Annotated in this window: 8 protein-coding genes; all 8 read left to right on the forward strand. The window is 63.5% G+C overall.

The annotated features are described in order from the left end of the window. The first annotated feature begins 75 nt into the window (after positions 1-75). Entirely contained in the window at positions 76-1,446 is a 1,371-nt protein-coding gene (brnQ, locus tag CYJ17_RS05380) for a branched-chain amino acid transport system II carrier protein (protein ID WP_101595142.1), read from the forward strand. Positions 1,447-1,554: 108 nt separating this feature from the next. Then, positions 1,555-2,523 carry a uridine-preferring nucleoside hydrolase UriH gene (gene uriH / locus CYJ17_RS05385; RefSeq protein WP_026428515.1) on the forward strand — a complete coding sequence of 323 codons (969 nt, stop codon included), beginning with the start codon at positions 1,555-1,557 and terminating at the stop codon, positions 2,521-2,523. A gap of 95 nt (positions 2,524-2,618) precedes the next feature. Beyond that, positions 2,619-4,058, forward strand: coding sequence for a uridine transporter UriT (gene uriT / locus CYJ17_RS05390; RefSeq protein WP_101595138.1), 1,440 nt, complete (start codon positions 2,619-2,621; stop codon positions 4,056-4,058). 126 nt (positions 4,059-4,184) lie between these two features. Further along, positions 4,185-5,870: a bifunctional folylpolyglutamate synthase/dihydrofolate synthase gene (locus CYJ17_RS05395; RefSeq protein WP_234984524.1), complete on the forward strand. Its 1,686-nt coding sequence runs from the start codon at positions 4,185-4,187 to the stop codon at positions 5,868-5,870. Between the two features lie 138 nt (positions 5,871-6,008). Further along, entirely contained in the window at positions 6,009-7,568 is a 1,560-nt protein-coding gene (locus CYJ17_RS05400; protein WP_087071007.1) for an aspartate:alanine exchanger family transporter, read from the forward strand. A 171-nt stretch (positions 7,569-7,739) separates the two neighbouring features. Further along, positions 7,740-11,297, forward strand: a complete 3,558-nt coding sequence (gene smc / locus CYJ17_RS05405) for a chromosome segregation protein SMC (RefSeq protein WP_257959906.1) — start codon at positions 7,740-7,742, stop codon at positions 11,295-11,297. 84 nt (positions 11,298-11,381) lie between these two features. Then, positions 11,382-11,924: a hypothetical protein gene (locus tag CYJ17_RS05410; protein WP_087071005.1), complete on the forward strand. Its 543-nt coding sequence runs from the start codon at positions 11,382-11,384 to the stop codon at positions 11,922-11,924. A gap of 46 nt (positions 11,925-11,970) precedes the next feature. Next, positions 11,971-13,161, forward strand: a complete 1,191-nt coding sequence (gene ftsY, locus CYJ17_RS05415) for a signal recognition particle-docking protein FtsY (RefSeq protein WP_087071004.1) — start codon at positions 11,971-11,973, stop codon at positions 13,159-13,161. The last annotated feature ends 146 nt before the right edge of the window (positions 13,162-13,307 follow it).

Consider the following 13,307-nt stretch of genomic DNA (forward strand, 5'->3'; position numbering starts at 1 on the left):
CATGGGCCGCGGTGGATCACCATAGTCTCCGCCGCGGCCCGGCACCGTTCTCACAATCCACACGAAGGTTCAGGGATGAAAAACTCGCGGGTCCTCACGCTCGCTGTGACCGGCTTGGCGCTCTTCGCCATGTTCTTCGGGGCGGGAAATCTTATTTTCCCGGTGATGCTCGGCATTCAAGCCGGCACGAATACTCCGCTGGCCATCGCCGGGTTTATCGGCACCGGGGTGATTCTCCCCGCCATTGGCCTCATCGCCGCCACCTCCAGCCGCGACGGCACCCCGCAAGATATTGCGACCCGTATCGGCCGTATCCCCGGTCACGCGCTGCTGTGGGCGATTTTTATTACCACCGGCGTTTTGTACGCGGTGCCGCGAGTGGCTGCGGTGAGTTTCGAGGTTGCGGTCCGCCCCGTGATGCACGACGACGCCGCAGCCCGCCCCGCCCTCCTCGTTTTCTCCGCCGTGTTCTTCGTGGTGGCCGTGCTCGTGGCCCTCAACCCGGGCAAAATGGTGGACCGAGTAGGAGGTATCCTCACCCCCGCTCTCGTGATCCTCATGGCGATTCTTATTACGGTGGTGGTGTTCAACCTGCCGCCCCAGGTTTCGCTCCCGCAAGCACCGTATGCGCCCAATGCGCTCACCGGCGGGCTGCTGAGCGGGTATATGACGATGGACGCGCTGGCGGCCTTCGTCTTCGGGCTGGTGATTGTGTCATCGTTGCGATCCAAGGGATTCACCTCCCGCGGGGCGCTCTTCGGGGGAGCTGCGGGAGTAGCCCTCATTGCCGCCCTTATCCTCGCCGCGATCTACCTGGGGCTCTCCCAGATCGGGGTGCGGGTGGCCACCGAAGGTTTCGCCAACGGTGCGGATGCTTTAGCCGCCGTCTCCGAGCGTTTCTTCGGGCGGGGCGGTCAGCTTATTTTCGGTGCCATCACCATCCTGGCGTGTTTGACCACGGCGATTGGCCTGCTGGGCGCCGCCACTCAGTTCTACCGCAGCTACCTTCCGGGCCTGGCCTATCGTCCCCTCCTCATCGGGCAGGGAATGTTTGCTTTTGCCATGTCCACGCTGGGGCTGGAAGGAATCCTCAATTTCATTAACCCGATCAACCGCTTTATTTATCCCATCGCGATCGTGCTTATTTTCGTGACGCTTGTTGATCTTGCGGTTCCCGGACGCCTCCACTGGTCCTACCGGGCTTCCGCCTGGATCGCGGCGCCTTTCGCTCTCCTGGACGGCTTGGTTGTGACCGAATGGGATATTTTCGCCCCCGTGGGTGAGCTTCTGGCGATAGTGCCGCTCGGGGAAGAAGGCTTGGCCTGGGCCGGGCCGGCGCTCCTTGGCTTCCTGTTCGGTCTGGCAGCGGACGGGATCCAGGGGCGGTTGTTCCCGCCGGCACTGGTGCGGGGCACGGCGGCGCCGACGGAGGCGCCAGCATCCTGACGGTGCCTACGGTGCTGCTGTGAACGCTCGCGGTGAAACCGTTCTTTCTATGTTTTAATGAAAGCACGTAGAACTCCGCGGGAGTTCCCCAAGGATGTGGAGAGAAACATGGCAACACAGCACACCCCGGAAAAAATCATTTTGGATTGCGATCCCGGTCATGACGACGCCGTTGCGATGCTGCTGGCGTGGGCAAATCCGCAGATTGATCTGCTTGCCGTCACCACGGTGGGCGGCAACCAAACGCTGAAGAAAGTTACGAATAATGCCCTCGCCGTGGGCACCGTTATGAAAATGACGGGAGTGCCTTTCGCGGCCGGATGCGACCGCCCGCTGGTACGCCCGGTGGAAGTCGCCCCCGATATTCACGGTGATACCGGTCTGGACGGCACCGAATTACCTACCCCGGCTATCGAGCTTGATTCCCGGCACGCCGTCGATCTCATTATTGACACTGTCATGGCGCACGAACCGGGCACCGTCACCCTTGTCCCCACCGGCCCGCTCACCAATATCGCGCTCGCGGTACGCAAGGAACCGCGCCTGGCCGAGCGCGTCAAGCAGGTGGTTCTCATGGGTGGAGGCTACCACGTTGGAAACTGGTCCGCGGTGGCCGAATTCAATATCAAGATTGACCCCGAAGCGGCACATATCGTTTTCAACGAGCCGTGGAAGGTGGTCATGGTGGGCCTAGATCTCACCCACCAGGCCCTCTGCACCCCGGAAGCCTACGCGAAGATTGACGCGGTGGGCACCCAGCCGGCCCGCTTCGTCCACGAACTCATGGACTTCTTCCGTGCCTCCTACCAGGACGCGCAGGGCTTCGATTACCCGCCGGTCCACGATCCGTGCGCCGTGGCCTACCTTATCGACCCCACCATCGTGGAAACGGTGCAGGTGCCCATCGATGTGGAACTCACCGGCACCCTCACCGTGGGGATGACGGTGGCTGATTTCCGCGGCCCCATTCCCGAAGATTGCCACACTTGGGCTGCGACCCGGCTCGATCACGGGCGTTTCTGGGATCTCATCGCCGATGCGCTGGAGCGCGTGGGCGAACACCACTACCTGGGCTAATCACGGGGCTAAGCCCCGCCCAACCCAACCTTTATGAACGGAGGACGGCGCTGCCACGGTGCGGCGTCGTCCTCCCCGGTGAGAAAGAAAAAACTATGGCATCTTCCGTTCCCGCGCGTGCCGGCCAGGCGCGATCCGGTTCGCGCACGAATATTATCGTGCTGATGGCCGCGCTATTGTGCGCGGTCTTCGCTTTCCAGCTCAACGCCTCCATGCTCTCCCCAGCCCTGCACACCATGAGCGTGGAACTGAACGCGACCGACGTGGAAATCGGCGTAACCCAAACGGCGTTCTTCGCCTCCGCCGCGCTCTTCTCCCTCTTCCTGCCGCGCTGGGGTGACCTGATCGGGCGCAAGAAGATTCTGCTGGGCATGCTCCTGGCCACCGGGATCGGATGTGTGGTTTCCGCACTGGCGCCCAATGTCACCATCCTCGGTATCGGGCGCGTGATTCAGGGGACGGCAGGGCCGATGGTGCCCCTCACGCTCGTCATGCTGCACCAGGAAGTACCCGAGCCGCGCCGTTACGCCAAGTACATGGCGATCCTGACCTCCGTCAACGGCGGTATCGCTGGGGTGGACGCCCTGCTGGGCGGCTGGCTCGCCGGTAACTGGGGCTTTCGCTCCGTTTTCGCGTGCATGGCGGTTGTGTGCGCCATCGCTTTTGTAGCGTCGATGTTCGGCACCCGCGAATCCCAGGGTGACCGCACCCCGATGGACTGGCCCGGCGTTATCGCACTGCTTATCGTTTTCGGCTGCGTCTACTTCGCCTTCAACGAATTGGGCAAGCTCGGGGATGCCCGCTGGTGGCTCATCGGCGTGGAAATCCTGGTAGCGGCCGTATCCGCGGTAATTTTCTGGAAGATCGAATCTTCGCGCGCCCACCCGCTGGTGGCCACCCGCTACCTCAAGCAACGGCGCACCTGGGCGTTGCTATCTACCACCCTCTTCACCATGACGGGGGTATTCGCGGTCATGAACGGCCTCATCCCGAACCTCGCGCAGCTGGAAGCCAGCGCCGGTGGCCTGGAGCTCCCGGCAGAAACAGTATCCTTCGTGACGCTGACGCCCTACGCTATCGCTGGTCTCATTATGGGCCCGATTGCCGGGCAGCTCGCTTCGCGCTTCGGCTACAAGAAGGTGCTCCAGGTGGGGCTGCTCTCCACGGTTATTTTCCTCGGGATTGCGGTCTTTGGAGTTGGGACGCCCTCGAAGTCGCTTATCTTCTTCCTGTGCGTGGCCATCGGTATTACCTACGCCGGCACCGTCAATATCATGCTCAACGGCTTGGGCGTTGTGCTTTCTCCGGCCGATAACCAGGGCTACCTGCCGGGCATGAATGCCGGTGCTTTCAACCTGGGCGCCGGGCTCTCCTTCGCGATCCTGACCGCCGTGGCTACCGCCGTGGGCGGCACCGAGAACGTGGTGGGCGGGTACCAGGCCGGAATCGCGGTGGGTGCGGTCCTGGTGATTATCGCGCTCCTGCTCTCCACCCTCATCCCCTCGGTGGAGAACGCCGAAGAATCCGCGTCCTAAACATATGTCGCCTGAGGATCCGCTCGGGCACCGGTAGACGACCGGGAACGGGGCCCACGGGGCTGGCAGCGCCAGTCGCACCGTGGGCCCCGTGGTATATGCTGGTGTGCCGTGGAAAGGGCAGGTATGGGGACGAATAACGCGAAGCATGACGGCACCGGCCACAACGGTATGGGGTACGACGACGCACAGAACTATCGCGAGGGGGAACTGGAGCAGGCCGGGGACTTTGGCCCGGAGGAAACTTCCGAGGCTCCCGATGCGGGGGAGCCCCGTGATCCGGAAGGTGCACGGGATCTGGAGGAGCCCCGTGATCCGGAGGAGTCGCGGGAAGCCGAACTTGATGCGGCACTCACCGAGGTCCTCAGCTCTGGGCTTTTTGGGGACGAGGCCGTCATCCGGGAGGTCAAACAATCACCCAATCCCATTATCGAGCTAGCGGATACCACCGCGGAGGAAGCCCGAGTAGAGGCCATTTACCGCGATATCCTCACCCGCGCTCCCGAACACAAGGTGCAGCCTTCCCTTGAACGCGTCCAGATGTGCCTGGATTTGCTTGGCAACCCGCACCATTCCTACCGGTGCGTGCACGTGACGGGCACCAACGGAAAAACCTCGACGGCGCGCATGATCGAAGCACTGCTGCGCGAGCATGGCCTGCGCACCGGGCGCTTTACCTCCCCGCACCTGGTCTCGGTACGCGAACGCATCGCCATCGACGGGCATAATATTTCCCGGGCGGATTTCATTCAGGCCTGGGAAGATGTCGCGCCTTTCGTTGAACTCGTGGATCAGCGTTCCCAAGCGGAGGGCGGGCCGCGCATGAGCTTCTTCGAAGTTTTCGTGGTCATGGCCTACGTAGCTTTCGCGGCCGCACCCATCGATGTGGCCGTGGTCGAAGTTGGTATGGGGGGACGGTGGGATGCCACCAATGTGATCGACGGCGACGTCGCCGTCCTCACCCCCATAGCCCTGGACCACGAACGCTGGCTCGGGCACACCATCGCGCAGATCGCCGGGGAGAAAGTAGGGATTATTAAGCCCGGAGCCAGCGTGGTGAGCGCCGCCCAACCCGAGGACGCCGCTGTGGCTATCGCTCAGGCAGCCCATCAGGCCCGTGCCCACGTATCCGTTTACGGGGAAGATATCGAGGTGCTCGGGAGGGAGACAGCGGTAGGCGGTCAGCTTATGACGGTGCGTACCCCCGCTGCCCGCTACGACGATATTCCCCTCGCGCTGCGCGGCTCCTACCAGGCGGAGAACGCGGCGCTTGCCCTCACGGCGGTTGAAGCATTCTTCGGCGGGCGCGCGCTTTCTGGTGACGTCGTCGAACATGCTCTGATGGCCGTGACCTCGCCCGGACGTCTCGAAGTGGTGCGCACCTCGCCCACGGTCCTCGTGGACGCGGCCCACAACCCCCACGGTGCGGCGCATACCGCCGCCGCGCTGGAAGAGTACTATCCCGGCCGGCGTGTTGGGGTGCTCGCCATGATGGCAGATAAGGACGTGGAAGGAACTCTCGGGCAGTTCGAGCCGGTGCTGGATGCCGTTGTGGTTACCGATATGCCCGGTGAGCGGGCGATGGACGCCGAGGAACTGGCAGAGCTGGCGCGGGAGGTCTTCGGGGAGGATCGGGTGCGGGTGGAGCGCGACCTGCTTGCCGCGATTGACGAAGCTGCCGGATGGGCCGAGGCCGAGGCCGGTGAGGAGCTCGCCACGCCGGTGGTGGCGGTCCTCGGTTCGGTCTACCTGGCGGGTATGGCGCGCCAGATCATGGGCAAAGGGACTCCTGATGAAGCTCCCACTGAGTAAAGACGGGGCCGGCACGGGGCACTGACGTGATGCCGCGGTGCGCAAAGGCGATGGCGCGGTGCACTAAGGTGCTGGCGCGGCGCGCTGAATTGGTAGAATCGGTAACGATCTACCAGTCTTCAACTCCGAGGTGGCACTGTGCTCGATATTCTCGCCAGCAATACCGTTCTCGTTGTTTTCATCGTGGTGGCGCTCGGTGCCGCCTTCGGGGCGATTCCTTTTGGTCCCCTGAAATTTGGGGCAGCGGGGGCGCTTTTCATCGGTTTGCTCGTCGGCGCGGTGGTTCCGCCCTCCACTTCGCTTCTTGTGCTGCTGCAAGATCTGGGCCTGGGAATTTTCGTTTATATGATCGGCTTGGAAGCCGGGGAAACATTCTTCCAGGAGATCCGCAAACAGTTGGGCCTCATGCTCGCTTCGGTTATTGCGATTACGGCCGGGGCGGCAGCCGCGGTGGGACTGGGGGAGCTCCTCGGTTTGCTCCGTGGTACCGCCGTGGGTGTTTTCGCCGGCTCGCTTACCTCCACTCCCTCGCTTGCGCTCGCCCAGGAAATGACCGATCCGGATAACCCTGCCGTGGGCTATTCCATTGGTTATCCGGTTGGGGTCACACTCGCCATTGTCATGGTTGCTGTTTTCATTAACCGGGAATGGAAAGCACGTAACGACCAGCTTGATCCCGATGATGTGGAATTGGAACAGGCAACCGTCTATGTGGATCGGGAGATTTCCGCGGAGCAGATGCGGGATATCGCCGGCCAGCAAGTGCGATTCGTAGCCATGCGGCGCAATAGGCGCTGGCATGTGCTCGATATGGAACGCGCTCTGGAACCGGGGGACCGGGTTCGTATTTTTGCGTCCCGGGCCGCGCTTTCCGAAGCTATCGAACGCCTGGGTAGCCGCATGCGTCATCGGCGCCTGACCGATCCGTATCTGACGGTGCACCGTTTCACGGTATCCAATCGGGATATTGCCGGCCTCACGGTGGGTTCCCTCCCGCTCTACCGTCGTTTCGAAGCGCGCGTGACGGTGATCCGCCGTGCCGACGATGAAATCCTGGCCACCCCGGATACCTACCTGGAAATGGGCGATGTGGTAGAAGTCGCCCTACCCACCTCACGGGTCGAGGAACTCGAAGAATACTTCGGTGATTCGGTCTCCAGCTCCTCGGAACTGGACTGGGTGGCGGCAGCCGGCGGGCTTGCCCTCGGCTTCGCCCTCGGACTGGTGGAAATCCCGCTCCCGGGTGGCGCGGCTTTCTCCCTCGGTGCGGCAGGCGGCCCGCTTGTGGTGGGGCTGATCCTCGGGGCGGTGCACCGCACCGGTCGGGTGCCCTGGCAGCTCCCGCGCCCCGCGAATCTCACCCTGCGCCAGTTCGGGCTCATGCTCTTCCTCGCGGCGGTGGGCCTCAACTCCGGTTCTGCTTTTGCCTCCACCGTTTTCACAATGGTGGGCTTGAAATCGCTGCTCTTGGCCGCGGCGGTGAGCATCGTTGGATGCGGGGTTATGATGGCGGCTGCCTGGATCCTCGGTTCCTCCGCCACCCGTTCTTCGGGTGCGGTGGCCGGGCTGCTCGGTCAGCCGGCGGTGCTCTCCTACGCTACTTCACGCACCACCGATAACCGAGTGATGACCGGCTACGCCACCACCTTCGCGATTGCGCTCATTTATAAGATCGTCGTCGTCCCCTTCATGTTCTAGGAACCCGTAACGGTGCGGCGCACCGTCGCACCTTAGCCGCGCACCGTCGCACCGTTAACGGCTTCTGTCGCCGAGCCGCGGCGTGCCACGAATGGCGTCGGTGCTCCTTAGCACCGTATCGACGCCCCGTCGGAGTCCCACCGGTGGCGCCGTCTGGCATAATCTGTAATCGTGCACTTAAAAACCTTGACCATGCGAGGATTCAAATCCTTTGCCACCGCCACCACAGTGCGCTTTGAACCCGGAATTAACGCGGTGGTCGGCCCTAATGGTTCAGGGAAATCCAACGTGGTGGACGCCCTCGCCTGGGTGATGGGCGAGCAGGGCGCGAAAACTCTACGGGGTGGCTCCATGGCGGATGTTATTTTCGCCGGCACCTCGCGCCGTCCCGCGCTCGGACGCGCGGAAGTTTCCCTCACCATCGATAATTCCGATGGCGTGCTCCCCATCGAATATTCCGAAGTGACCATCACCCGTACTCTCTTCCGCGCCGGCGGCTCCGAATACGCCATTAACGGCACCCCGGCACGCCTCCTCGATGTCCAGGAACTGCTCTCGGATACCGGCATGGGGCGGGAAATGCACGTCATTATCGGGCAGGGCCGCCTCGACGAAGTTCTCACCTCCAGTCCCGAAGAGCGCCGCAATATCGTTGAAGAAGCCGCCGGGGTGCTCAAACACCGCCGTCGCAAAGAAAAAACTCTGCGTAAACTCGAAGCGATGAAGGGCTCGTTCACGCGGGTGGAGGATCTCACCGCGGAGCTGCGCCGTCAGCTCGGACCGCTCGCCAAACAGGCGGAGGCCGCCCGCCGTGCCCAGGTTATCCAAGCCACCGAGCGCGACGCTCGGGCCCGCCTTCTCGCTGATGATCTAGCACAGGCGCAGGCGCGGCTGGAAGCCGGGGCTGCCGAAGACCAGCGCACCGCCCAGCTGCGTGAAGAAAACCAAGCGGCCCTCACCCAGGCCCGCGCCGCCCTCGCCGAGGCAGAAGAACACCATGCGCGCCTGAGCCCTCAGCTCTCTGCGTTGCGCGATAGCTCCGAGCGGCTCGCCTCCCTCGAGGAACGATTCCGCGCCATGGACGAACTGGCGCGCGAACGCGAACGTACCCTGAGCACCATGCCAGCACGGGGCGGGCAAGACGATCCCGAGGAACTCCAGGCGCGCGCCGTCCGGGCTCGCGCCGAAGAAGAAGAACTGGAGGGGCGCGTACGTGAGGCCCAGGATGCCCTGCGCACCGTCCTCACCCAGCGTGAGGAAACTGAAACCGCGGAATCTGCCGCTGAGCGCGCCTATAACCAGGCGAGCCGTGCCCGTGCTGACGCGCGAGAGAACGCCGCGCGCCGGGCTGGGAAAGTTTCCGCGGTGCGCTCCCGGCTCGAGGCACTCCAAGCCGAAGTTGAACGCGTAGAGAAGGATGTGGCGGCCGCGCGTCAGCGCGTGCAAACCACCAGCGTGCAGGTCACGGACATCGAAGAAGAACTCGTTGCCACCTCCGCCGGGGACGATACCCTCGCCACCACCCACGAAGAACATACTCGGGCCCATCTCGCAGCCCGCGCCGCCGTGGAAGAAGCCCGAGCAAACGAGGCACGCGCCCGCGAAGAGATGGCGCGCTTACAAGCGATTGTCGATACTCTCGCGCTCTCGCTGGAACCCGAAGATGCCACTGCCTGGGCTATCGAGCACGGTGCGGCCCTGTTGCGCGACCACCTCCACGTGGAACGCGGATGGGAAAGCGCGGCGGAAAATGCACTGATGGGCGCCGCATCCGGTGCGGTGGTGGACAATCTGGACAGCGCCGTCGATATTTTGCGGGGCGCCGCGCAGGTGCAAGCCGGGCGCCTTACCCTCACCATTGCGGGAGGGAAGAACGACGACGCCGCAGCCGCCGCCCGCGAAGCTGCGCTCAATGCTGCTTTCGAAACGGTGCGCCCAGATCCGGATGCCGCAGTTCATGCCCTGGCGGTGGTGAGCGGGTCCCAGTCAGGCAGCGATCTAGCTGGCCTCCTCACACAGCTCCTGGCCGGCACCGCCCTCACTGCCGATCTTGTGACCGCCCGTCAGCTCGTGAGTGCCGGGGCTCCCCGTGCGGTGACACGGACCGGAGATATTATCACCGCCTGCACCGCTACCGGGGGAGAGGCCACCGCCGCGGCTACCCTCGCCCGCCAAGCTGCCTACCAGGAGGCCTCCGAGCAGCTTGATGCCGCCGCCACCGCAGCCGATGAGGCAGCCGCCGCGCTCCGGAAAGCGGAAACCGCTGAAGAAGATGCCCGCGCCCGCGCCGAAGCTTCCGGGAGTGAACTGACGGCGCGCGATTCTAACCTGGCCGCCGCCACCGCCCAATTGGGAGCCCTGCGTCAGGCTCTTTCCGCCGCGCGTGCCGATGAAGAGCGCGCCGTCGCCCGCGCCGCCTCCTTGCGGGAAGATATCGCCGCCCGGCAAGCAGAGCTGGATAGCTTCGCGGAGCCTGAAGAAGATACTGCCGATATTCCAGGTGATGGCGAACTTGCCCGGCTCTCTCAGCAGCGCGATAGCGCGCATGAGGCCGCCGTGGGAGCCCGCAAACAGGAAACGGAGGCTCGGCTGGCGCTGCGCACCGCCGAAGAACGCTTCCGGGCCCTGAGCGGGCGGGCTGATGCCCTGGATAACCGGGCCCGGCTGGCCCGCGAACGTATTGAGCGGGAAGAACGCGCCCGCCAGATCCGTGGCCAGCACGCGGTGCTGGCGGGGCAGGTCGCAGCCGGGGCGGTGCGCGCCTTGGCTTACGTGCGCAGCCTACGTGCCGAGGTGGCCGAGCGGCGTCGTCGGGTAGAAGAAGAACAACACGGCGCTGAGGGGCAGCTCACGCACCTACGCGAACGCGTCGATCAGCTACGCACCCGCGAACGCGAGCTCGCAGATTCCACCCACGCCCGCGAACTGGCGACCGCCCGTGCCCGCATGGAATACGAGCAGCTAGCCACCGGTGCCCTCGAGGACCTGGGCGTCGATAGCACTACCCTCGTCGAAGAATTCGGACCGCATATCCAGGTGCCCACCGAGGACGGTGCGGTGCCCTACGTGCGCGCCGAACAGGAACGGCGCCTGGCTACGGCGCAGCGTGCCCTCGCGCGGCTGGGTACCATTAACCCGCTCGCCCTGGAGGAACACGCCGCGCTGGAAGAACGTCAAAAGTACCTTGCCCAGCAACTTGATGACCTGAAGAAAACCCGCGCTGACCTTCTCGATATTGTGGCGGAGCTTGATGAACGAGTCACCCTCGTTATGAAAGCCGCGCTTAGCGATATTAGCGCCCGTTTTGAGCAGGTCTTTGCTCGCCTTTTCCCGGGTGGGGAAGGGCGCCTTATTATCACCGACCCGGAGAATGTGCTGACCACCGGGGTGGAAATTGAGGCGCGGCCTCCCGGTAAACGCGTTAAGCGGCTGTCCCTCCTTTCGGGCGGGGAGCGCTCGCTCACCGCTATTGCTTTCCTTGTGGCGATCTTTATGGCTCGCCCCTCCCCGTTCTATGTGATGGACGAGGTGGAAGCCGCCCTTGATGACGTTAATCTGGGGCGCCTTCTCGAAATTTTCCGGGAGTTGCAGCGCTCTTCCCAGCTCCTGGTCATCACCCACCAGAAACGCACCATGGAAATTGCCGATGCGCTATACGGGGTGGCAATGCGCGAAGACGGGGTATCCACCGTGGTTTCCCAGCGCATGTCTGAGCTGCGCGAACAATGAGACTTACGTTGCAGTTCGGTAACAATTCCGCTCGCGGGCGGGTTGGAGGTAGCCGTCCGCCGCAAAAATTCTCATAATGAGACCGTGCCCCTTATCATCGTTGTTATCGCCATCATTATCGCTGCCGCAGCGCTGGTGTATGCCCTGTCCTTTGCGCGGAATTCCGGGAAAAGCGCTGGAACATCCGTCGCGGAATCTTTTGACGCGTGGCGCTCTGATGAACTGGATATGGACACCTATGACATCGTCCACCACGATACGGCGGTCGACGATATGTTCGAGGCTTTCGCGCACGAATCCGAAGCTTATATCACTTCCGAAACCCTCGATGAGCACTTTGACCGCGCGCGAGAAACGGAGCGTGAAATCTCGGAAACGGTGCGCCGCAACAGTGAAAAACTGCGGGCTCGTATTCCCGCCCCGCCGCTGCGCCGTCGCGCCGTGAGCGCCGAAGAAGAAAACCGCGCGGAAGCCGACGGTGCGGGCGTCGCAGAAGTCGTGGACGGTGTGGAGGGCGCGGACGTCGTGGGCGTTGCTGCGGAGGCACCGGAAGAAAGCCACGGCACGGACGTCGCAGAAAGTTTCGCGCCTGAGGACACTGACGAGCGCGAACGGCGCAGCGCCTAAAACCTTCTAGGTGGAAAAACTTGCCCCCCTCTGCAAGACTGGAGGGGTGGATAATCCTGTAGTTCTTGCACTTGTCATCGCTGGCGTTGCCGCCCTCCTCCTTGTTCCCCTCGTCATTTCCCTGGTCAAAAAGAACCAGCGGCGCGAGGAATTGGAACGCCGGGATACCCCAGTTCTTGAAGGGGATGGTGCGGCAGAAGCCGCGGAGGGTACCGATGCAGAAGCACCCGGCGAAACTCCCGGTGAAAGCACCAGCGATGCCACCCCGGATATTGTTACCGTTCCGGCTGTTGAACAACCCGAATCGATTCCCTCCCGGATGCAGCGCCTGCGGGCCCGGCTGGCTCGCTCGGGCGGTTTCGGGCAGGCACTTTTGGCGATTCTCTCGCGCGGGGATCTTTCCGCGGCGGACTGGGAAGAACTGGAAGATACCCTCATCATGGCCGATGTGGGGCTGGATGCTACCAGCGAGATCATGGAGGGCCTGCGCTCGCGGGTGAAAATTGAAAGCACCAGCGACCCGCAGCGGGTACGCGAAATTTTGCGTGAGGAACTGCTGCGCCACGTGGGTCCGGATATGGATCGCTCCCTCAACCTCACCCGCAGCGAAGCGGATTCCGGCGCGGTGCATCCCGCGGCGGTTCTTATGGTGGGCGTGAACGGCACCGGGAAAACCACCACGGTGGGTAAGCTCGCGCGCCTGCTGCGCGCGCAGGGAACCACGGTGCTGCTCGGGGCTGCTGATACCTTCCGGGCGGCCGCAGCGGATCAGCTGGTCACCTGGGGCGACCGGGTGGGAGTCGATGTGGTGCGTTCGGATCGCGAAGGTGCCGATCCGGCCTCCGTCGCTTTCGATGCGGTGGCGCAGGCCGATGCTGCCGGAGTGGACGTAGTGATTGTGGATACCGCTGGACGCCTCCAAAATAAGGCCGGGCTCATGGACGAACTTGGAAAAATCAAGCGCGTTATGGAACGCACCGCGCCGGTCAATGAAGTTCTTCTCGTCCTGGATGCCACCACGGGGCAAAACGGGATGCAACAGGCTCGCGTTTTCGCGGAGGTGACCGGGCTGACCGGTATTGTGCTCACCAAGTTGGACGGCACCGCCAAGGGCGGCATCGTTATTTCGGTGCAGCGTGAACTGGGCGTGCCCGTCAAACTGGTGGGCCTGGGGGAGGGGCCGGACGACCTGGCTCCCTTCGACCCGGAAGGTTTCGTCGATTCCCTGCTGAACTAAGTGGGGGAAGTACGGGAAGTGCGGAGCGTGGGGCAAGGAGCGGGCAGAGACGCGCGGGCTGGTATCCCGGCGCCACGTTTGCGGGTAGCTCTACCGCCGCACCATACCTCCGCATCAGCGGGCACGCCGCCGCACCAGCGGCGAAT

It is taken from the genome of Actinotignum timonense (assembly GCF_002860685.3).
In the GTDB taxonomy this organism is placed as follows: Bacteria; Actinomycetota; Actinomycetes; order Actinomycetales; family Actinomycetaceae; genus Actinotignum; species Actinotignum timonense.

Coding starts and splice junctions, on each gene's coding strand:
- uriH (WP_026428515.1), top strand. CDS start 1,555: ATGGCAACACAGCACACCCCGGAAAAAATCATTTTGGATTGCGATCCC.
- brnQ (WP_101595142.1), top strand. CDS start 76: ATGAAAAACTCGCGGGTCCTCACGCTCGCTGTGACCGGCTTGGCGCTC.
- CYJ17_RS05395 (WP_234984524.1), top strand. CDS start 4,185: ATGGGGACGAATAACGCGAAGCATGACGGCACCGGCCACAACGGTATG.
- uriT (WP_101595138.1), top strand. CDS start 2,619: ATGGCATCTTCCGTTCCCGCGCGTGCCGGCCAGGCGCGATCCGGTTCG.